17 protein-coding genes and 1 tRNA gene are annotated in these 22071 nt (G+C 61.2%); 16 read left to right on the forward strand and 2 right to left on the reverse strand.

What is annotated here, in order from left to right:
• The first annotated feature begins 149 nt into the window (after positions 1 to 149).
• From AC0Z4S_RS03805 to pgaD, 12 genes are all read left to right on the forward strand, one after another.
• Positions 150 to 1619, forward strand: a complete 1470-nt coding sequence (locus AC0Z4S_RS03805) for a Fic family protein (protein WP_485622116.1) — start codon at positions 150 to 152, stop codon at positions 1617 to 1619.
• 188 nt (positions 1620 to 1807) lie between these two features.
• The gene (locus tag AC0Z4S_RS03810) at positions 1808 to 2236 is read left to right on the forward strand and encodes a MarR family winged helix-turn-helix transcriptional regulator (RefSeq protein WP_485622433.1); all 429 of its coding nucleotides are present in this window, start codon (positions 1808 to 1810) and stop codon (positions 2234 to 2236) included.
• On the forward strand, positions 2233 to 4296 hold the full coding sequence (locus AC0Z4S_RS03815) for an FUSC family protein (protein WP_485622117.1): 2064 nt from the start codon (positions 2233 to 2235) through the stop codon (positions 4294 to 4296). The genes AC0Z4S_RS03810 and AC0Z4S_RS03815 overlap by 4 nt, the downstream gene beginning before the upstream one ends.
• A complete protein-coding gene (locus AC0Z4S_RS03820) occupies positions 4293 to 4502 on the forward strand; it encodes a DUF1656 domain-containing protein (RefSeq protein WP_016772264.1) in 210 nt (69 codons plus the stop codon). Before AC0Z4S_RS03815 ends, AC0Z4S_RS03820 begins: the two co-directional genes overlap by 4 nt.
• The gene (locus tag AC0Z4S_RS03825) at positions 4499 to 5386 is read left to right on the forward strand and encodes an efflux RND transporter periplasmic adaptor subunit (protein ID WP_485622118.1); all 888 of its coding nucleotides are present in this window, start codon (positions 4499 to 4501) and stop codon (positions 5384 to 5386) included. Before AC0Z4S_RS03820 ends, AC0Z4S_RS03825 begins: the two co-directional genes overlap by 4 nt.
• A complete protein-coding gene (locus tag AC0Z4S_RS03830) occupies positions 5383 to 6825 on the forward strand; it encodes an efflux transporter outer membrane subunit (RefSeq protein ID WP_485622119.1) in 1443 nt (480 codons plus the stop codon). The genes AC0Z4S_RS03825 and AC0Z4S_RS03830 overlap by 4 nt, the downstream gene beginning before the upstream one ends.
• A 93-nt stretch (positions 6826 to 6918) precedes the next feature.
• The gene (locus tag AC0Z4S_RS03835) at positions 6919 to 7554 is read left to right on the forward strand and encodes a hypothetical protein (protein WP_039756312.1); all 636 of its coding nucleotides are present in this window, start codon (positions 6919 to 6921) and stop codon (positions 7552 to 7554) included.
• Positions 7555 to 7801: 247 nt separating this feature from the next.
• On the forward strand, positions 7802 to 9307 hold the full coding sequence (locus AC0Z4S_RS03840) for a YdgA family protein (protein WP_471878386.1): 1506 nt from the start codon (positions 7802 to 7804) through the stop codon (positions 9305 to 9307).
• A 236-nt stretch (positions 9308 to 9543) separates the two neighbouring features.
• Positions 9544 to 12024 (forward strand): poly-beta-1,6 N-acetyl-D-glucosamine export porin PgaA, encoded by a 2481-nt coding sequence (gene pgaA, locus AC0Z4S_RS03845; RefSeq protein WP_485622120.1) that lies wholly within the window; start codon positions 9544 to 9546, stop codon positions 12022 to 12024.
• A gap of 12 nt (positions 12025 to 12036) precedes the next feature.
• A complete protein-coding gene (gene pgaB / locus AC0Z4S_RS03850; RefSeq protein WP_485622121.1) occupies positions 12037 to 14034 on the forward strand; it encodes a poly-beta-1,6-N-acetyl-D-glucosamine N-deacetylase PgaB in 1998 nt (665 codons plus the stop codon).
• Between the two features lies 1 nt (position 14035).
• A complete protein-coding gene (gene pgaC / locus AC0Z4S_RS03855; protein WP_253497789.1) occupies positions 14036 to 15391 on the forward strand; it encodes a poly-beta-1,6-N-acetyl-D-glucosamine synthase in 1356 nt (451 codons plus the stop codon).
• On the forward strand, positions 15388 to 15909 hold the full coding sequence (gene pgaD, locus AC0Z4S_RS03860; protein ID WP_485622122.1) for a poly-beta-1,6-N-acetyl-D-glucosamine biosynthesis protein PgaD: 522 nt from the start codon (positions 15388 to 15390) through the stop codon (positions 15907 to 15909). Before pgaC ends, pgaD begins: the two co-directional genes overlap by 4 nt.
• A 109-nt stretch (positions 15910 to 16018) precedes the next feature.
• Here pgaD and AC0Z4S_RS03865 read toward each other — a convergent pair whose 3' ends face one another.
• Positions 16019 to 17542: an FAD-dependent oxidoreductase gene (locus AC0Z4S_RS03865; RefSeq protein WP_485622123.1), complete on the reverse strand. Its 1524-nt coding sequence runs from the start codon at positions 17540 to 17542 to the stop codon at positions 16019 to 16021.
• 139 nt (positions 17543 to 17681) lie between these two features.
• Here AC0Z4S_RS03865 and AC0Z4S_RS03870 point away from each other — a divergent pair, with 139 nt between their 5' ends.
• Both AC0Z4S_RS03870 and AC0Z4S_RS03875 read left to right on the forward strand, forming a co-directional pair.
• The gene (locus AC0Z4S_RS03870; protein ID WP_485622124.1) at positions 17682 to 18242 is read left to right on the forward strand and encodes a YbhB/YbcL family Raf kinase inhibitor-like protein; all 561 of its coding nucleotides are present in this window, start codon (positions 17682 to 17684) and stop codon (positions 18240 to 18242) included.
• A gap of 46 nt (positions 18243 to 18288) precedes the next feature.
• Positions 18289 to 18558, forward strand: coding sequence for a hypothetical protein (locus tag AC0Z4S_RS03875; protein ID WP_263471648.1), 270 nt, complete (start codon positions 18289 to 18291; stop codon positions 18556 to 18558).
• A gap of 77 nt (positions 18559 to 18635) precedes the next feature.
• On the opposite strand, the gene AC0Z4S_RS03880 is transcribed toward AC0Z4S_RS03875, so the two are convergent.
• A tRNA-Arg gene (locus AC0Z4S_RS03880) sits at positions 18636 to 18712 on the reverse strand.
• Between the two features lie 433 nt (positions 18713 to 19145).
• Between AC0Z4S_RS03880 and gabD the strand changes: the two genes are divergently transcribed.
• A complete protein-coding gene (gene gabD / locus AC0Z4S_RS03885; protein WP_024011131.1) occupies positions 19146 to 20588 on the forward strand; it encodes an NADP-dependent succinate-semialdehyde dehydrogenase in 1443 nt (480 codons plus the stop codon).
• 185 nt (positions 20589 to 20773) lie between these two features.
• Positions 20774 to 22051, forward strand: a complete 1278-nt coding sequence (gabT, locus tag AC0Z4S_RS03890; RefSeq protein WP_003220503.1) for a 4-aminobutyrate--2-oxoglutarate transaminase — start codon at positions 20774 to 20776, stop codon at positions 22049 to 22051.
• Positions 22052 to 22071: the final 20 nt, after the last annotated feature.

Here is a 22071-nt window from a genome sequence, read left to right on the forward strand (position 1 = left end):
TGCGTCATTGGTCGCCCGGGCAATACCCGAAAGAGACTTGCCGTGTAAAAAAAATTGTAGGAAAAGGCCGAAATGTAAAAAAAACCTGCCTGCTGTAAAAAAAACTGGGCTTTAATCGTCGCAGTAGATTTTTTCTGTGGAAGATGACGATGCCAACTGTTGGATATGCCAACCTGCGGGACGCTTTAAAGCTCAAGGCGTTTGCTCCCAAGCGCGTTGCGATGATCAAACCGGTCACCCGAATTACCTTGATCGGTGATTGTCTTGCTGTTCCAGCCGCCGTCGCGCCTGCACAGGGATCAACGCTCGAGCACATTCTGTTTGCGCTAAAACATGAAGGAATAAACCTGTGCATTCTTGCCCAAGCCTTGGAATCTGTTGAAGCGAGCGATCTGTTAAGCGAGCTTGGCAGATCCCCGAACGGGGTATACATCCGTAAAGCCTGTTTTCTATGGGAAAGCTTCACTGGCAAGCGACTGGATTACTCCGTCCCTGTTCGAGGCAACGCCGTCGCCTTGTTCGACCCCAAACGCTACGTGACCGGACCAGCTGTTCGGAATAGTCGCTGGCGAGTCGATTTCAATGGTTTGGGGTCATTGCATTACTGCGCCACCGTTGAGCGAACGGTGAAGCTACAGGAGCTGATCGATCTGGACATCATTGGACGAGCCCAGGTTTTCATGGCGACGTTGCCGCCGGAGATGATGGATCGGGCAATCAATTGGGCCTACCTGCATGAGACTCGCGATTCCTTCGCTATAGAAAAAGAAGAGCCCAGCGAAGAAAAGTCGCGGCGCTTTGTTCGACTTCTGCGTCAAGCTCACGAGCGTACAGAGCTGAGCGAGGACTATCTGGTCGAGTTGCAAAACAGCACGGTCTCGAATCCCTTCGATAAAGCAGTGCTCTTCCGTCATCAACAGAATCATTTGCACAATGGCTTGAGAGGCGCCGCCGGAGTCAGTTATGTGCCGCCAGCTCCGCAATTGTGTCGTGAGTTGATGGAGGATTTGATGGCTTTCGCCAATCACTCGGCGAAGCAGGTGGATCCGCTCATAGCAGCTGCGGTTGTGGCGTTTGGATTTGTTTTTCTTCACCCGTTCATGGATGGCAACGGTCGGCTCTCACGCTTTCTGATTCACCAGACTCTCTGCCAGTCCGGTGCTCTGCAAAACGGTTTGTTGTTACCCGTCTCCGTGGCGATGAAGCATGAGGAATCCAGCTATCTGGAAGCGCTGAAGGAGTTCTCCAAACCAGCTAGAGAGTTCTGGAATGTCACTTGGCTGGACTCCGATGAGATGACGTTCGATTTCATCGGTCACGACGCTATCTACCGATTCTGGGATGCTACTCAATGCGCAGAATTTACTTTGCAGATGGCCTTGCGGGCACTGGAAGTGGAGCTACGCGAGGAGACCGCGTTTCTTGAAAAATACGATTTCGTCATCAAAGCGGTGAATGACCGTTTCGATGTTCGGGGAAGCGATCTTTCGAAGTTGGTAATGATGTGCCTGGACAACGCTGACAAGGTTTCAAAGCATCGCCGCAAGCAATTTCAGTACAGCGTGCCGGAGGAGGTGTTCGACTACATCGAGGAAATGTCCTCAGGCTATGGCGGCTGACGATTCTGCTTTGACCAAGCGCTTGGGCCATGCCGGATTTACGGCACGCGCTTGATCAGGGTATTCGCCGCGCGCGCTTCAAAGATTTGTTTCAAAACTTGACTGAAATTCCCTACCAATGCGATATTGATAGTTAGCAAACTAACAGTGTCCGTTATCCCGTGTCCGATTCCCTCGACAGTCTCCAGATGAACATCAGCAGCGCCATGGTGGTGGCCGCCCGGCATTGGCGGAAGATCTGCCAGACCACGCTGGTCAATTACGGAATTTCCGAAGCCTGCGCCGTGCCCTTGTTGATGATCGGGCGTTTGGGCGAGGGCGTGCGCCAGGTGCAAGTTGCCCAGGCTGCGGGGATGGAGAGTCCTTCGCTGGTGCGTTTGCTCGATCAGCTGTGCCATGCCGGTTACGTCTGTCGCACCGAAGATGCCCAGGATCGCCGCGCCAAGTGCCTGAGCCTGACCGATACCGGTCGCGAGCTGGTGCAGGCGGTGGAGGCCGAGCTGGTGCGCTTGCGGCGTGAGGTGCTGGAAGGCATCGAACGCAGCGATCTGGAAGCTACGCTTCGGGTACTCAGGGCTTTTGAGGCGGCGAGTTCGCCTGTGGTGGTCAATTCTTGAACGGTTTTTTCACCGGCATGCCGCCGGCCCGTGACTGGTTTTACGGGGTCCGTACCTTTGCAGCGTCGATGATTGCGCTGTACATCGCCTTGCTCATGCAAATGCCGCGTCCGTATTGGGCGATGGCCACGGTGTATATCGTCTCCAGCCCGTTTCTCGGCCCGACCAGTTCCAAAGCGCTGTACCGCGCGGCCGGTACATTTCTCGGCGCGGCGGCGGCGGTGCTGTTCGTGCCGATGTTCGTGCAGAGCCCCTACGTTCTGGTGGTGGTCATTGCCTTGTGGACCGGCATCTTGTTGTTCATGTCCCTGCATCTGCGCACGGCCAACAGCTACGCACTGATGCTGGCCGGCTACACCTTGCCGCTGATTGCCCTGCCGGTGGTGGATAATCCGCTGGCGGTGTGGGACGTGGCCGAGGCGCGTACCGAAGAGATTTTCCTTGGCATCGCTGTTGCTGCGGTGGTCGGTGCGATGTTCTGGCCGCGACGGCTGGCACCGGTGTTCAACGATGCGGTGAGCAAGTGGTTCGCCGATGCGACGAGCTACAGCCTGAAGTTTCTCAGCCGCGATGTGCAGCCGGAAGAAGTCACCGCGTTGCGCATGGCCATGGTCGCCAATTTCAACAGCCTCGAGTTGATGATCGGCCAGTTGCCCCACGAAGGCGCGCGGCCACAAACCGTGCGTAATACCAAGGAATTGCGCGGGCGCATGATCCATTTGTTGCCGGTGATCGATGCGCTTGAGGATTCGCTGTACGCCCTCGAACGGCGCACCCCGGAACTGGTGGAAAAATTCCAGCCGTTGCTCGCAGCCACCCGTGAATGGCTGAGCCATGCGGATGCCAATCTTGAGCGCTGGCAAGCACTGCGCGATCAACTCGACGCGCTGCAACCGAGTGCCGAAGCGCTGGAAGAGCGCAAACAGCTGCTGTTCTCCAACGCGATCTACCGCCTCGGTGAATTCATCGATCTGTGGCAGGACTGCCGCAGCCTGCAGGACGCGATTCTCTGCGAACGCCAGGATAGCTGGCGCGCGGTGTACCGGCACTGGCGCCTCGGCCGGTTGACGCCGTTCATCGATCGCGGGCTGATGTTGTATTCGGTGGCCTCGACCATTCTGGCGATCATCGTCGCTTCGGTGTTGTGGATTCTGCTCGGCTGGCCGGATGGCGGCAGTGCGGTGATCCTGGCGGCGGTGGCGTGCAGCTTCTTTGCCTCGATGGACGATCCGGCGCCGCAGATTTACCGGTTCTTCTTCTGGACCGGGATGTCGGTGCTGTTCGCCAGTCTTTACCTGTTTCTGATCCTGCCCAACCTGCACGATTTCCCGATGCTGGTGCTGGCATTTGCCGTGCCGTTCATTTGCATCGGCACGCTGACGGTGCAGCCGCGTTTCTATCTGGGCATGCTGCTGACGCTGGTCAACACCTCGTCGTTCATCAGTATTCAGGGTGCCTACGACGCGGACTTTTTCGCCTTCGCCAACTCCAACCTCGCCGGGCCGCTGGGTCTGTTGTTCGCCTTTATCTGGACGCTGGTAGCGCGACCGTTCGGTGCCGAGCTGGCTGCCAAGCGCCTGACCCGGTTCAGTTGGAAAGACATCGTCAGCATGACCGAGCCGGCGAGTCTCGCCGAGCATCGGCAACTGGGCGTGCAGTTGCTCGATCGGCTGATGCAGCACCTGCCGCGTCTGGCCCTGACCTGCCAGGACACTGGCATTGCCATGCGCGAAGTGCGCGTCGGTTTGAATATGCTCGATTTGCTCGCCTACACCCCGCGCGTCACTGGCGTGCCAAACGTCTTGTTGCGACAGGTGGTGGGCGAAGTTGGTGAGTATTTTCGGGCCTGCCTTAAAGCCGACGAACGCCTGCCGGCGCCGAGCGGTCTGCTGATGACTCTGGATCGCACCCGCCGTGCGCTGAACGGCCAGGGTGACGATGAAACCCGTCTGCATCTGTTGCACGCCTTGAGCGGTTTGCGTCTGGCCTTGCTGCCCGGCGTCGAATTCGTCTCCAGCGCCGAGCCCGAAGAACCGCTGCCCGATGGAGCGCCCCTATGATCGGTGATCTGGATATCAGCGGCATCTTCCTGCCGACCCTGCTGGTGCTGATGGGCATCACTTACGTGCTGTTTTTGTTGGTGCATGGCGTGCTGCAACGCCTGCACTTTTACCGTCTGGTCTGGCACCGGGCATTGTTCAACGTGGCGCTCTACGCCGTGCTGCTGTACGGCGTGGACTCACTCAGTCGATACCTGATGACATGAAAAAACCGTTTCTGACTATCGGTCGCGTGGTCCTGACCCTGCTGATCGTGACTTTTGCCGTTGTCCTCGTCTGGCGCATGGTGATGTATTACATGTTCGCACCGTGGACCCGCGACGGCCACATTCGTGCCGACATCATCCAGATCGCCCCGGACGTGTCCGGGCTGATCCAGCAGGTCGAAGTGAAGGACAACCAGTTGATCAAGCGCGGCCAGGTGCTGTTCAGCATCGACCAGGACCGCTTCAAACTGGCCCTGCGCCAGGCCAGGGCCGCCGTTGCCGATCGCCAGGAAACCCTCGCCCAGGCGCAGCGTGAAGCCAAGCGTAACCGTGGCCTCGGCAACCTGGTGCCGGCCGAGCAACTGGAAGAGAGCCAGTCGCGGGTGGCCCGTGCGCAATCGGCCCTGGCCGAAGCGTTGGTGGCGGTGGACAGTGCGCAGCTCAACCTCGATCGTTCGGTGATCCGCAGTCCGGTCGACGGTTACGTCAACGACCGCGCGCCGCGTGCGCAGGAGTTCGTTACTGCGGGGCGCCCGGTGTTGTCGGTGGTCGACAGCAATTCCTTCCACATCGACGGTTATTTTGAAGAAACCAAACTCGACGGCATTCACGTCGGGCAATCGGTGGATATCCGCGTGATCGGTGACCGCGCCAGGTTGCGCGGGCATGTCGAAAGCATCGTCGCCGGCATCGAAGACCGCGATCGCACCAGTGGCAGCAACCTGCTGCCGAACGTCAACCCGGCGTTCAGTTGGGTGCGTCTGGCGCAGCGGATTCCAGTGCGCATCGCCTTCGATGATGTACCGGCCGACTTCCGCATGATCGCCGGGCGTACCGCCACTGTGTCGATCATCGACGATCAGGCGCAGGAGCCGCAGCCATGAGCAGGGCCTGGTTGATCGCCGGTTTGGGCGTGATGCTCTCGGCCTGTCAGATGGTCGGCCCGGATTATCAGGTGCCCGCCGACGCGGCGGCGCAGCGCAAGGATATTCAGGGCGAGCTGGCAATCGCTGGCAAACCGGTGGTCTCGGCGCCGGTGCCGGCGGACTGGTGGCGCCTGTATAAAGACCCGCGCCTCGATCAACTGGTGCAGCAGGCCATGGCGTCCAACACCGATCTGCGTGTTGCGGCGGCGAACCTGTCGCGGGCGCGCGCTCAGGTGGATGAAGCCGAGGCCGCTGGCGGTTGGAGTGGCGGGGTGAAGATGGGCGCCCAACGTCTGCAGGAATCCGGTCAGGCGTTCCTGCTGCCGGAGAAAGTGCCGGTAGATAACGTCGGCGACATCGGCATCAGCGCTTCGTATCAGTTTGACCTGTGGGGCACCCTGCAACGCGGCATCGAAGCGGCCAAAGCCAATGCCGACGCGACCCAGGCCGCCGCAGATACCGCACGCATCACGCTGGTGGCGGACGTGGTTCGCGCTTACACCCAGGTCTGCGCCGCCAACGAAGAGCGCGAAATCGCCGAGCATTCTCTCGATCTGCAATCCCAGAGCACTTCGCTGATCCAGCGCCTGCGTGACGCCGGGCGTGGCGACGAAACCCAGGTCACCCGTTCGCAAACCCAATTCAAATCCCTGCGCGCCGACTTGCCGCGTTATGAAGCGGCGCGTCAGGCCGGGCTGTTCCGTTTGTCGATGCTGCTGGCCAAACCGCTCGAGCAATTGCCGGCAGGTACAGCCAGTTGCGCCGAGTTGCCGAAGATCGCGCAACGGGTGCCGGTGGGTGACGGCGCTGCGCTGCTCAAGCGTCGCCCGGATATTCGTCAGGCTGAACGCCGTCTCGCGGCAGCAACTGCGGGCATCGGTATCGCCACTGGGGAGTTGTACCCGGACATCAGCATCGGCGCGACGATTGGCACTGTCGGTCTGATCGACGATTTAGGCGATCCTTCGACCAACCGCTGGGGCTTCGGCCCGTCGCTGAGCTGGAAGGTGCCGACCAACGGCGCCCGTGCGCGCATTCGTGAGGCCGAGGCCAACACTCAGGGCGTGCTGGCGCATTTCGACGGTGTGGTGCTCAACGCCATCCGCGAGACCCAGACCGGTCTGGCCCAGTACAGCGCCTTGCTGCAGCGTCGCGATGCACTGGCCGAAGCCGAGCAGTCGGCGAAGCTCGCCGCCGAGCAGACGCACCGCTTCTTCCAGGCCGGCCGCGAGTCGTTCCTCGCTGACCTGCAAGCGACCCGCACCTACACCGATGTCACCGCGCAACTGGCCGCCGCCAATACCCAGGTTGCGATGAGCCAGATCGATTTGTTCCTTGCCCTGGGCGGTGGCTGGGAAAGCGGACGAACGAACACCTCGGGCGCCAGCAAACCCTGAGGCCATTGCTATGCTTTGAAGTGTTGGAGGGGCGCCCCATGCCAAGCGCTCCTGCAATGCACATTGCTCGTGCTGGCCCAGGGGAAACCAATAATGAAAAACCCTTACGCTCTCGGCTTCTGGTGCGCACTGGTCGCACTTGTGCTGCTCTCGGCCACGTATTTCTACGGGATCATGCTGGCCCACCAGATCGACACGGCAATGGTTTTCCTCGACAGCGCCGTTGCGCTGATCGCGGTGATGGCGATCGTCGTCGTCGCCTGGACCTCGATTCAGCTGCAGCGGGTCAAGAAACGCCAGCTCGAGCGCGGCAAGATGCTCGTGCTGATCTGGGACACCAAAGTCGCTCTGCGCCGGGTCGAAACCGTGTTCGACCGCTACTTCTGGGGCAGCTACTGGCAGCCGGGTCGAACCTTTGCTGAAGTCATGGGCGAACTCACCGGCACGCCGCTGGAAAAAAGCCTCGAAGCCCTGAAGAAGCAGTGCCTGGAACTCGACAAGCAGATCGCCGACGAAGGCTGGCACTGGCTCAACAATGCCCGGGAACTGTCCGACGTCGCCACGGCCATGGCCCGCGAGCGCTATCAGCTGGATTTCTGCGATGTGCGGGCGGATACCACGGGCGGAGCGGTGATCGATCGGGATTTTGAGGTGTTGGTGTATACCTGGACCGCGCGGCTGAAGAGTTTCGATCATCAGCTGGATGAAATTGAAGTCCAATATTCCTGAAATCAAAAGATCGCAGCCTTCGGCAGCTCCTACAGGGAATCGCATTCCAGATGTAGGAGCTGCCGAAGGCTGCGATCTTTTTGCTCTCTCAAGTGTCCACAGACACTCTTTAACCTTTAAACATTGGGCCGTCCGCCGCGCCCGGTGCTAATCTCCACCGCTTATTGCGCACAGTCGCGCCGCGACCCGATACCGGGTTCAAGGAAGACGACTTCATCCACAGCCACGGAAATCGATCAGGTCATTCATGAATAAATCAGCAGGCGTGCTTCTCGGAATTGTTGTTGCCATCGGCGCGATCAGCGCAGGCGGGGCCTGGTACACCGGAACCAAGATCGAAGGCGTACTGAACAACGCCGTGACCAACGCCAACAAAGAGCTGCAGACCGCCATGGCCGGCTCCAACGGGACGGCATCGCTGGAGCTGGTGTCGCTGGAACGCCACACCTTCACCAGCACCGCGCACTATCGCCTCAAGGGCGAAGGCGAGATGTTCGGCGATGCGCCGGTCGAGCTGCTGTTTGTCGACCACATTGAACACGGCCCGCTGCCTTTCTCGCGTCTGGTTTCGCTGAAATGGTTGCCGGTCATGGCCACCAGCAACTACGAGCTGGAAAAGAGCCCGTCCACGGAGAAGTGGTTTGCCGCTACCAATGGCGCCGCGCCGCTCAAGGGCGTGACCAACATCGGCTACGACGAATCGACCACCAGCACTCTGAACCTGGTGCCGTTCGAAACCGCACTGGATGAGCAATCGAGCCTGAAGTTTTCCGGTCTGAGCATGGACATCGCCGCCAGCGCCCAGGCGCAGAAGGTCAAGGCCGACGGTTACATGGATAACCTGAAACTGGTCACCGTGTCGGAAGACCAGGCGCCGGTGCAGATCGAGCTCAACGGCCTGACCCTGGCCAGCAACCTCGCCAAGAGCAGCTACGGCTACTACACCGGGGAAAACACCCTGGAAGTGACCAGCAGCAAAACCACCTTCGGCGCCAAGCCGATGGTGCTGGGGGTGAAGAACTTCGAAATGAAGAACCGCACCGAAGAGAACGGCAGCAACGCCTCGGGCCGTGCCGATTACAAAATCGGCGAAGTGACGCTCAATGACAAGAAAGTCGGTTCGGCAGCCATGGCCATGAGCCTGAAGAACCTCGACATCCCTTCGACCATGTCGCTGATGCAGATCTACCAGACCAAATTGCAGCCGTACGAAAAAGCCGCCGCCGAAGCCGCCGCTCAGGGGCTTCCGGCGCCAGAGCTGAACCTGACCGAAGCGGAAAATGCTCAGGTCAAAGCCGATCTGCAGAAGCTGCTGGCCGCCGGCCCGCAACTGGCGCTGGAGAACCTTTCGTTCAACACCGCCAACGGTGAAAGCCGCGCCAATCTGGTGATCGACCTGACCAAGCCGCAATCGATGGACCTGCCACCGGATCAACTGGGCAAGCAACTGATCGCGCTGCTCGACCTGAACATTCAAGTGTCCAAGCCGATGCTGGTCGATTTGCTCAGCGTGCAGGCGCAACTCGATGGCCAGACTGACGCCAAAGCCATCGTCGATCAGTCCAAGGAAGCGGCGGACATGTTTGCCGGCATGGCGGTCGGCTCGCAATTGGCCGTCGTCGACGGCACCAACGTGGTGACCAAGCTGCATTACGCGGCCAATCAGGTCGAATTCAACGGCCAGAAAATGACCGTCGAGCAGTTCATCGGCTTCCTGATGAGCAAGTTCGCCGGCGTCACCCAAGTGCAATAAATCCACCGCGCGCCCTCCAGACGCCCGGCCCCTGTGTGAACAGGCGCCGGGCGTTTTGCTGTACGGCTTTTGTACGCGCTGACTGATTCTGAACAAATATTGCGTTGTGAAAATTCGCTCTCGCTTGCGTGCAGACTGCCTCACCAAGCTTGGCCGAAGGCTGTTTCTGTCGGCCACCGTTACGAATGGGCAAGGAGGGCATTGCGACCCGGCTGGCCATGTAAGGATGCTGACAAATGCCGCGTATTGATGGCCCTGTATTACATCGTGGTTTGCGCCCTTTGTTCCGATTCGCCCTCTGCAGCCAGTTGCTGTGGCCGCTGCTGGCGTTGGCCGACACACCCTACGACGAGATGGTGCGCGATGCCCGGGCCGGGCATTACACGCCTGCGTTGACGGTGTTGCGTCAAGTGCCGCCGGGTCAGGCCAGCGATGGCCAGGTCAGCGATCACCTGCAAATCGCCAGTTGGGCCGGGCTCGATGCCGAAGTGGTCAAGGTCTATGAAACCCAGGGCCGCGACCGCATTCTGCCGGTGCAGGCGCTGACCGCCGCTGCGCGTGCCTACCGCAACCTCAAGCGCTGGGATCAGGCCACCCAGGTCTACAACAAGGCGCTGGCGCTGGAACCTGACAACGCCGACCTGCAACTGGGCCTCGCGCTGACCCAGGCCGATTCCGGCAAACCCGATCAGGCCGTCACCCGCGCCCAGGCGCTGGTCGCCACCAAACCCGATGATCCGTCCCGCCGCCTCGCCCTGGGCTACGCCCTCGGTCGCGCCGGCAAGCAGTACGACGCACTCTTCGAATACGATCAGGCCTTTATCCGCGCCGGCAACAAACCGGAAGTCGCCCGCGAGTACGTGGTCGCGCTGCAAAAGGCCCGTCTGCCTGAACCGGCGCTGCGTCTGGCCCGTCAGCGTCCCGGTCTTATCGATCCGGTGACCTTGCGCCGCCTCGAAGGCGATCTCGCCGCCGAACGCGTACGCCTCGCCGAACTGGCCACCCGCAGCGAACAGGAACGCTACGTCATTGCTGACCGCGCGCTCGCCGATTACGACAAATTGCTCGCGACCTGGACGCCTGACGCCACTGCCCATGACGACGTGACGCGCTGGCGCATCGACCGCATGGGCGCGCTCAAGGCCCGGGCGCGCACTGCCGACGTCATCGGCGAATATCAAAAGCTGCAGGCCGAGGGCGTGCAGATTCCGACCTACGCCCTGCGCTGGGTGGCGGCGTCTTATCTCGATCAGCGTGAGCCGGAGATCGCCACCGATCTGTATCGCCAGGTGCTTTCAGCGCCTGACGCCGATGTCGGTGATCGCCTTGAAGACACCACTGCGCTGTACTACTCGCTGCTGGAAAGCGACCGCGCCGACGAGGCGCGCAAGGTCGCCGAAGACGCGGCGAAAGCCCAGCGTCCGCGCGTCGAACTCAAGGGTCTGCCGATCGGCAATCCCAACGATGAGTGGATGGACGCCCAGCAACTCGCGGCGCAGGCTGGCACTTACAGTTCCGACCTGCCCCACGGCGAAGAGCGTTTGCAGACTCTGATCGAGCAAGCGCCAGGCAATCTCGGCTTGCGTCTGGCCCAGGCCGATCTCTACCTCGCCCGCCAGATGCCGCGCCGCGCGGAAAGCCAGCTCAAGGAAGCCGAGAGTGCGGCACCGCGCGACGCGGGCCTGGAGGTCGCTCAGGCGCGCACCGCGATGGAGTTGCAGGAGTGGCGGCAGAACGACGCGCTGGTCGACGACGTGGTCGCGCGCTATCCGGACAACCGCCAGGTGCAGCGACTGGCCCGCGAGCGCGAAGTCCATGACATGGCCGAACTGCGCGTCGAAGCCTACGGCGGCAAGGCCAACGGTGGCGGCAGTGGCGATGCCGGTGCGGTCAGCGGCAGCCGTGATTTCGGCATCCAGAGCACTCTTTACAGCCCGCCGATCAACGAAGACTGGCGGGTGTTCGCCGGTGCCGGTTATGCCACCGGTGATTTCGCCGAAGGCACCGGCCACCATCGCTTCCAGCGGGTCGGCCTGGAACGGCGTACCCGTGACATGACCCTCGAGGCCGAAGTGTCGAATCACGATTACGGCTTCGGTGACAAACAGGGCGCGCGCCTGGCGATTGCCCGTGACATCAACGATCACTGGCAGTACGGCGGCAGCCTCGAATACCTCTCGGCGGAAACGCCGCTGCGCGCGCTCAACAGCGACATCAAGGCCAATGGCGGCAGCGCGTTCCTGCGCTGGCGCGCCAACGAAAGCCGCGAGTGGCGCGTCTCGGTCAGCCCCTCGCACTTCAGCGATGGCAACAACCGTGTCGAAGCGTTGGTGACCGGACGTGAAGGTATCTACAGCGCGCCGAACATCCAGGTCGATGCTGGTCTGGAAGTCGGCACCAGCCACAACTCGAAATCCGATGACGTGCCGTACTTCAACCCCAAGTCGGACTTCAGCGTGATGCCGCTGGTCAACGTCAACCACGTCCTCTATCACCGTTACGAGACTTCCTGGAGCCAGCAATTCCAGGCCGGCGCGGGCACTTACAGTCAGCGCGACCACGGCACCGGCGGCATGGCGTTGCTCGGTTATGGCCAACGGTACGCCTGGAACGACGTGTTCGATGTGGGCGGCATGTTCAGTGTGATCAACCGGCCTTACGACGGTGATCGGGAAACTGATCTGCGTCTGCTTGTCGACCTCACTTTCCGCTTCTAGAAGAGTTTGAAGATGCCTTTTATCTCGCGTTTCATCCTTCTGCTGGGAGCGCTGCTGATCAGCGCCTGCGCCCAGCAAGCCCCGGCCTTCGCGCCGCCCTCCGAGCGCCCGGTCGCGGCCAGTGAACAACCGTGGCCAAAAAACCACGTGCTCGGCATCGCCTATCACGACGTCGAAGACCGTGATCCCGATCAGGCCGTGGTGGCAGTGCGCACCGAGCGCATGATCGAGCAACTCGCCTGGCTGCGCGAGAACGGCTACAAACCGGTTACCGTCGACCAGATCATGGCCGCACGCAAGGGTGGCCCCGAGCTGCCGGCGAAAGCGGTGCTGCTCAGCTTCGACGACGGTTACGCCAGCTTTTATACCCGCGTGCTGCCAGTGTTGCGCGCCTACAACTGGCACGCCTTGCTGGCCCCGGTTGGCACCTGGATCGACACACCGCTGAATCAGCCGGTGGACTTTGCCGGCACGCCGCGTAACCGTGCGAATTTTCTGACCTGGGAGCAGATACGCGAAATCTCCAGGTCCGGACTGGTGGAAATCGCCGCCCACACCGACGCCAGCCACAAAGGCATCCTCGCCAACCCGCAGGGCAACCTGCAGCCGGCCGCCGCGACCCGGCGCTATGACCCCGTCACCAAACGCTACGAGTCCGAAGCCGATTTCCAGGCGCGCATTCGTACCGACGTGAAGACTATTTCCGAGAAGATCCGCCAGGTTACCGGTTACAAACCGCGGGTCTGGGTCTGGCCGTACGGCGCCGCTGACGGCACGTCGCTGAGCGTGGTTGGCGAGGAGGGCTATGAAATGGCCCTGACCCTGGACGACGGCCTCGACACCCTAGACAACCTGATGAGCGGCCCACGCTTCCTCGTTACCTCCGACCCTGACGGCGAGCATTTTGCCAACAGCATCGTCGCGGTACAGGAGGAGTTGGCGATGCGCGTGGTGCATGTCGATCTGGATAACGTCTACGACCCGGACCCGGCGCAACAGGACATCAACCTCGGCAAACTGGTGCAGCGCATTTCTGACCTGGGCCCCACCACGGTGTTTCTGCAAGCTTTTGCCGATCCCAAGGGCGATGGTCTGGTGCACTCGCTGTACTTCCCCAACCGCCACTTGCCGGTGCGCGCCGACCTGTTCGACCGCGTCGCCTGGCAACTGCGCACCCGTGCCCATGTGAAGGTTTTTGCGTGGATGCCGGTGCTGAGTTTCGAGCTCGATTCGAAGCTGCCGCGTGTAACCCGCTGGGACCCGAAAACCGCCACCACCTCGGTCGATCCGAAGCAGTACAAACGCCTGTCACCGTTCAATCCCGAGGTGCGGAAAGTCATCGGTGAAATCTACGAAGACCTGGCGAGTCTGACCTCGATCGATGGCGTTCTCTACCATGACGACGCAGTGTTGTCGGACTTTGAGGATGCCAGCCCGGATGCCTTGAAGGCCTACGCTGCACAAGGGTTGCCCGGCTCGATTGCCGCGCTGCGCGACGACCCGGCAGCGATGCAACGCTGGACGCGCTTCAAGAGCCGCTACCTGATCGAATTCACCAACGAACTGACCGCCAAAGTCCGAGCAATCCGCGGTCCGCAGGTGCTGACCGCGCGCAACATCTTCGCCGAGCCGATGCTCAACCCTGAAAGCGAAGCGTGGTTCGCCCAGAACCTCGATGACTTCCTCGCCACCTACGACTGGACGGCGCCGATGGCCATGCCGTTGATGGAAAAACAGACGCTGGCGGAGTCCGGCCGGTGGCTGGAAGAACTGGTCGCCACGGTGAAGAAACGCCCCGGTGCGCTGAATCGCACGGTGTTCGAATTGCAGGCGCGTGACTGGAACCAGAAGGATCAGGCCGATATCGATGCCGCGCAGCTAGCGGACTGGATGGGCCGGCTCAAGCGCCAGGGCGCGACCAGTTTCGGTTACTACCCGGACAACTTCCTCGACAACCTGCCGGACCTGAAAACCGTAAGGCCTGCACTCTCCAACAAATGGAATCCATAACATGCTGGATAGACTGTTAGCCCTGCTTGTTCTGGCGATCGTTCTTGGCGTTCCGCTGGGGCTGATTTTCCTGGTGACCGGCCAGTTCCTGATGTCGTTCGTGTTCTTCTACCCGCTGTTCATGTCCGGGTTGTGGATCGCCGGCGGCCTGTATTTCTGGCTGCACTGGGAGCGCCACTGGCCGTGGCAGGACGACACCCTGCCGCCACCGTTGGAAGGCGAGCCGCTGATTTCGATCCTGATCCCTTGCTACAACGAAGGCGATAACGCTGCCGATACCATCCACGCGGCGCTGGCCCAGCACTACCCGAACATCGAAGTCATCGCGATCAACGACGGCTCCAAGGACAACACTGCCGCTGTGCTCGATGCGCTGGCCAAGGAAGATCCACGACTGCGGGTCCTGCATCTGGCGGAAAACCAGGGGAAGGCGGTGGCCCTGCGCATGGGCGCGATCGCTGCGCGCAGTGAGTATCTGGTGTGTATTGATGGCGACGCCTTGCTGGCGCCGAATACCGCGGCTTATCTGGTTGCGCCGATGCTGGATAACGCACGTCTCGGCGCGGTGACTGGCAACCCGCGCATCCGCACACGGTCGACGTTGATCGGGCGGGTGCAGGTCGGCGAGTTCTCCTCGATCATCGGTCTGATCAAACGCACGCAACGGGTGTTCGGACGCATCTTCACCGTCTCCGGTGTGATCGTCGCGTTCCGCCGCACCGCGCTGAACCGGGTCGGTTACTGGAGCCCGGACATGATCACCGAAGACATCGACATCAGCTGGAAGCTGCAACTCGATCACTGGAGCATCTTCTACGAACCGCGCGCGCTGTGCTGGATCCTCATGCCGGAAACCATCGGCGGTTTGTGGAAACAGCGTCTGCGCTGGGCTCAGGGCGGCGCCGAAGTGCTGTTCAAGAACATTCGCGGCATCTGGCAGTACCGCCATCGCTACCTGTGGCCGCTGCTGTTCGAATACTGCCTGTCCACCGGTTGGGCGTTCACCTTCCTGTTGTCGGTGATTTTCTGGGGCATGGGCAAGTTCATGGTCATGCCGGATGCAATCGCTGTGGATCACCTGATGCCGCCAGCCTTCACCGGTCTGTTGCTGGCGGTGGTCTGCCTGGTGCAGTTCGCGGTCAGCATCGTCATCGATCGTCGTTATGAACCGGGTCTGGGCAAGACCATGTTCTGGGTGGTCTGGTACCCGCTGGTGTTCTGGCTCATCAGTCTGCTGACCACCCTGGTCAGTTTCCCCAAAGTGTTGTTCAGCCAACACAAGAAACGCGCGCGCTGGGTCAGTCCTGATCGGGGCATCCGACCGTTGGGCGACGATCAGGAGGAAGTCATCAAATGAAAATTATCCGCACTCGCCAACGGCCCTTTCTGGTGGTGATCGACATCATCCTCACCGTGATGGCCTGGGTCGGCCTGCTGTACCTGTTGGTGCGCGGCCTATGGCCATTGATCGAAACCACCGGCGGCCCGCGCATCGAGCACTCGGCATTCGATGCCTTGGGCACCTTGCAGGTTTATATGTGGGTGGCGGTGGTCAACGCCGTGATCCTGATTGGTTGGGCCCGTTATCAGCAACGCAAGAGCCGCAGCTTCGCCCAGCGCCGATTGCCCTCGCCGGTGATTGGTGATGAAGGGCTGAGCAAAAGCTTCAAGCTCTGCGATGAGCGTTTCCAGAAACTGCGCACGCCTGGGGTGATGACCATTCACAACGATCAGGACGGCGACATCAGCCACGTGGAAACGCATTTCTGGCCGGTGCAGCAGCAGGCATTGCCCGCGCCGCTGGGGCAACAGCGGGTTATTTTTCTGCAGGCCGATGAAGATGACCATCGCGAGCCGGTGAACCGCCTGACGTGACCGAGACGGAGCCCGTAGGAGCTGACGAGTGAAACGAGGCTGCGATCTTTTGATCTTGTTTTTAACAGTCAAAAGATCGCAGCCTTCGGCAGCTCCTACAGGACCGGTGTCAGGCCTGAATCAGCGTCCAGGCCTCTTTCATCCGCAGAGGTTGCTTCATTCGCTCGGCCAGCAGCGCCATCGCGCGTTGCTTGTCACACGCCACCGCCGCAACAACGATGCCGTCTTTTGCGAACAGGCCAATGAACGGCGGCTTTTCCGGCTCGCCGTTGAGCTCGACCTCGTCCCATTCTGCCGCGTGACCGAGATAGTCGTAGTTCTTGCCGAAGTGGTACGTCCAGAAAAACGGCACATCCAGATAATGTTCCTCGCCGCCCAGCATGTTGGCGGCGGCAATCCGCGCATGTTGCTGGGCCAGGCGCCAGTGCTCGATGCGGGTCGGCTGGCCGCTCAGCGGAAACGTGGCGATATCGCCGATGGCCCATAAACCATCGCGGACGCGCATGCCGTCGTCGACACGCAACGATTGGTCTTCTTCCTTGGGCAGTGAGCCAAATGCCTCGGTAGCAGGGTGCACGCCGACTCCGGCGAGAACCAGATCCGCCGCCAGACGCAGGCCATTGTCGAGCAGCACGCCCTCGACCTTGTCTTCGCCAAAGATCTCGGTAGCCTCGTGCTCGCTGATGAACTTCACCCCGTGCTCTTCGTGCAACGCGCGAATCGCCTTGCCCACGGCGTCGCCGAATTGCTTGGCAAACGGGACGGCATGGCGGGCCAGGACGGTGACGTCGAGGCCGTACTCGCGCAGGGCTGACGCGCATTCGAGGGCGATGAAACTGTCGCCGATGATCACCGCGCGCTGGCCCGGTTGAGCGGCGTTGATGATCTGTTCAGCCTGGGATTTGGACCGCAGGACGAAAACGTTGGCCAGGTCACCGCCGGGCAGCTTCAGCGGATTGGGCGCGCCACCCGTGGCAAGAACCGCGGCGTCGTAGCGCAGGATTGCGCCATTGTTCAAATGAAGGGTTTTGCCCGGAGCGTCGAGTGCGCTGACTTCGCTTTGCACGCGTTCGATGCGTTGCGCTTGATAGAACGCCTCATCGCGCAGGGGCGGGACCTCTTTCGGCGACATCTCCCCGGCGAGCACAAATTTGCTCAACACCGTGCGGTCGTAGCCGGCATCCGGTTCGCCGTCGACCAGCACGATGCGCCCGCCAAAACCCTTCTCGCGCAGTGCCGCCGCGCAAGCCGTGCCTGCGGCGCCAGCGCCGACCACCACGAACGTTCTGGGGTCGTCGGCCGGCGGGGTGTGCGGATCGGGCAGGGGCTGGTCATCGACCCAGATCTCTTCGCCGCGCAACTCCAGTGGATAGCGCTTGAGACTGTCCAGCGACGGCGGCTCGCACAGGCCACCGTCCTCGGCGCGGTACGCGGCTTTGTGCCAAGGGCAGATCAACCTTCCGTGACACAACGCACCTTCGGCCAGCGGCGCGCCAGCATGTGGACACAGGCCCTGAAACGCCCGCAACTCTCCGTTGGCACGCAGCAGGACGATCTTGCAGTCGCCGATTTCGACTTGCAGGCCACGGTCTTGCGGGACATCGGCGAAACGGGCGACACGGTGCAGGGACATCTTCGGCTTCCTCGCTGGCATTTCTCTTGTGAGTTGAGGCCGCCGCGCGAGGTTCAGCCATTTGCTACTGCCAAGGCACGAACGGTACAGCTATAGTTTGCGGGCCGACGACGGCCTCACTGCACAAGGTGCTCCCGGAATGACCCGATTGACCTCTCTCAACCCATGGCTGGCGGCCATCGCCGTGACCCTTTGCGTGCAGTTCCCGGCGCAGGCCCAGGAGCGCTTCACCCTGAGCATTCCCGGCGTGTCGGATAACCGTCTGTTCACCTCGGCCGCTGCCAGCGACGCGCCTGGCTGCGGTGGCAAGAACCAGTCGCCGGCGCTGAGCTGGAACGCCGGCCCGGCTGGAACCCAGAGCTACGCCATCGTCATGCACGACCCGGACGGCCAGAAAGGCCTGGGCGTCGATCACTGGATTCACTACGGCATCAAATCCACCACCCACCAGGTCGCGGCCGGCGTCGGCGCCAAGTCTGCCCTCGAAGGCGTCGGCGGCACCAACAGCAAAGGCAATACCCATTACATGGGCCCATGCCCACCCGTGGGCGACAGCGCGCACCACTACATCATCCAGATCTACGCCCTCGACCTCGCCCCCGACGCCCTGCCTGCCGGCCTGACCCGCACCGAGTTGATGGAAAAAATCAAAGGCCATGTGCTGCGCAACAGCAGCGCGGTGCGGCGTTATCACCGCTGAGGTTCGGCCGCTCCCGGGCGGCTGATTGCCCTGAATCCCCAGCCATTTGGCATTGCCCCGCGAAAACGCGCACTATCGAGCCATTGCCAATGCGCTGGAGGACACCGTGGCAGCAAAAATCGACCGCATCGCCCAGCTACTCAACTGCCCGGAGAAGGGCGAACAAATGCGGCGTGCAGTAACCGAGACACGTAAGGAATTTCTGCTGAATCAGCCGGAAGAAGACCTCGTTGAAGAAGACGAGGTGTTTGACGAGGTTGAGGAGGAGGGAGATGACGACGATGAATATGATGAGTTTGACTGGACGACGGAGTGACGGCCTTCCAGCGATCTTGTCATCGCCCACAAAAAAGCCCCGGACCATCACAGTCCGGGGCTTTCTCGTTTGATTCATGGTGCACCAGGCGGGATTCGAACCCACGACCCCTGCCTTCGGAGGGCAGTACTCTATCCAGCTGAGCTACTGGTGCAGCGGGCGACATCATACCTAGGTCGGCTCGGGGCGTCCATGCCGGGTTTGGCGGGTTTTGTCAGTGTGCGTGTCGGCGCGAAATCGCTGCATTCCTTAAAGCGGTAACGTCCTGCAAAACCCTCGCTTGGCGCTTTGGCGGGGTTGATCTAAGGTTTTTCCTGCGGCAAGGGTTTTGGTTGCGTTGATCTGAAAAGCGGCATTTTTGTTCTTTTTTTCGAACGACCTATTGTCCTTTACCCCCTTTGAACCTACGATCCGTTTGAGATTTCAAACGCTCGTTGACGGGATGTTGCAGCGCTGGTGCGCCCGGACGTGCACTGTCGATGCGCCACAATCCGCTCACTGATTTCCCTGACGGCAGCCTTGCGAGGCGCCTTTCTACAATCATAATTTGCTCCGCGCAGGCCGCGGTGCTGTTAAGGAAAGCCGACATGCAGCTTAAAGACACCCAGTTGTTCCGCCAGCAAGCCTTCATCGATGGCGCTTGGGTCGATGCGGACAACGGTCAGACGATCAAGGTCAACAACCCGGCCACCGGCGAAATCCTCGGCACCGTGCCGAAGATGGGCGCCGCTGAAACCCGCCGTGCCATCGAGGCCGCCGACAAGGCGCTGCCGGCCTGGCGTGCACTGACCGCCAAGGAGCGTGCCGGCAAGCTGCGTCGCTGGTTCGAGCTGATGATCGAGAACCAGGACGATCTCGCGCGCCTGATGACCCTCGAGCAGGGCAAGCCGCTGGCCGAAGCCAAGGGCGAAATCGTTTACGCCGCTTCGTTCATCGAGTGGTTCGCCGAGGAAGCCAAGCGCATCTACGGCGACGTGATTCCGGGCCACCAGCCGGACAAGCGCCTGATCGTGATCAAGCAACCGATTGGCGTCACTGCCGCGATCACCCCGTGGAACTTCCCGGCGGCGATGATCACTCGTAAGGCCGGCCCGGCGCTGGCCGCCGGTTGCACCATGGTGCTCAAGCCTGCTTCGCAAACCCCTTTCTCCGCTTTCGCCCTGGCCGAACTGGCTCAGCGCGCGGGCATTCCGGCGGGCGTGTTCAGCGTGGTCTCCGGCAGCGCCGGCGACATCGGCAGCGAGCTGACCAGCAACCCGATCGTGCGCAAACTGTCCTTCACCGGCTCGACCGAAATCGGTCGCCAGTTGATGGCCGAATGCGCCAAGGACATCAAGAAAGTCTCGCTGGAACTGGGCGGCAACGCGCCGTTCATCGTATTCGACGACGCCGATCTGGATAAGGCCGTCGAAGGCGCGATCATCTCCAAATACCGCAACAACGGCCAGACCTGCGTCTGCGCCAACCGTCTGTACATTCAGGACGCGGTCTACGATGCGTTCGCCGAGAAGCTGAAAGTGGCTGTGGCCAAACTGAAGATCGGCAACGGTCTGGAAGATGGCACCACCACCGGCCCGTTGATCGACGAAAAAGCCGTGGCCAAAGTTCAGGAACACATCGCTGACGCCGTGAGCAAAGGCGCGACCGTGTTGGCGGGCGGCAAGGCGATGGAAGGCAACTTCTTCGAGCCGACCATCCTTACCAACGTGCCGAAAAACGCGGCCGTGGCCAAGGAAGAAACCTTCGGGCCGCTGGCGCCGCTGTTCCGCTTCAAAGACGAAGCGGAAGTGATCGCCATGTCCAACGATACCGAATTCGGTCTCGCCTCGTATTTCTACGCACGCGACCTCGGCCGTGTGTTCCGTGTCGCCGAAGCGTTGGAATATGGCATGGTCGGCGTCAACACCGGGCTGATCTCCAACGAAGTCGCGCCGTTCGGCGGCATCAAGGCCTCGGGCCTGGGCCGTGAAGGTTCCAAGTACGGCATCGAAGATTACCTGGAAATCAAATACCTCTGCCTGGGCATCTAAGCCGGGAATGGGATCGCTGCAAACGCAAAGGGCACGAGAGCGCTGACCCTTTGCGTCGTTTCAAAACGGAATTTTCTCTGCGGCCGGGAACGCCGTGGCAGTCGATCATCGCATGCTGCCACCGTCGATTCCTCCCGCTTCATCCTTGAACCACGCCGCCCGATGAGCGGCGAATGAGGACTGTAATGAGCAAGACTAACGCTGAACTGATGGCCCGCCGTACCGCAGCTGTTCCACGTGGTGTTGGCCAGATTCATCCGATCTTCGCCGAGTCGGCAAAGAACGCCACCGTGACCGACGTTGAAGGTCGCGAGTTTATCGACTTCGCCGGCGGTATCGCGGTACTGAACACCGGCCACGTGCACCCGAAAATCATTGCCGCCGTAACCGAACAACTGAACAAGCTGACCCACACCTGCTTCCAGGTGCTGGCCTACGAGCCGTACGTTGAGCTGTGCGAAAAAATCAACGCCAAGGTGCCGGGTGATTTCGCCAAGAAAACCCTGCTGGTCACCACCGGTTCCGAAGCGGTGGAAAACGCCGTGAAGATCGCCCGTGCCGCCACCGGCCGCGCTGGCGTGATCGCGTTCACCGGCGCTTACCACGGTCGCACCATGATGACCCTGGGCCTGACCGGTAAAGTCGTGCCGTACTCGGCGGGCATGGGCCTGATGCCAGGCGGCATCTTCCGCGCGCTGTACCCGAACGAGCTGCACGGCGTGAGCATCGACGATTCGATCGCTTCGATCGAACGTATTTTCAAGAACGACGCCGAGCCGAAAGACATCGCCGCGATCATCATCGAGCCGGTGCAGGGCGAAGGTGGTTTCTACGTCGCGCCGAAGGAATTCATGAAGCGTCTGCGCGCGCTGTGCGACCAGCACGGCATCCTGCTGATCGCTGACGAAGTGCAGACCGGCGCTGGCCGTACCGGCACTTTCTTCGCAATGGAGCAGATGGGCGTTGCCGCCGACCTGACCACCTTCGCCAAGTCCATCGCTGGCGGTTTCCCGCTGGCCGGCGTGTGCGGCAAGGCCGAGTACATGGACGCCATCGCCCCGGGTGGCCTGGGCGGCACCTACGCTGGTAGCCCGATCGCTTGCGCCGCTGCGCTGGCCGTGATGGAAGTGTTCGAAGAAGAGCAACTGCTGGACCGCTGCAAGGCTGTCGGCGAGCGTCTGGTCACCGGCCTGAAGGCCATTCAGGCCAAGTACCCGGTGATCGGTGAAGTGCGCGCGCTGGGCGCGATGATCGCGGTCGAGCTGTTCGAAAACGGCGACAGCCACAAGCCAAACCCGACCGCTGTAGCGGCAGTTGTCGCCAAGGCGCGTGACAAGGGCCTGATCCTGCTGTCCTGCGGCACTTACGGTAACGTGCTGCGCGTGCTGGTCCCGCTGACCTCGCCGGACGAGCAACTGGACAAGGGTCTGGCGATCATCGAAGAGTGCTTCTCCGAGCTCTGATTCGTTGGTGTGACCTGCTC

This window comes from Pseudomonas sp. 1L-B-1-E-C1 (genome assembly GCF_057291835.1).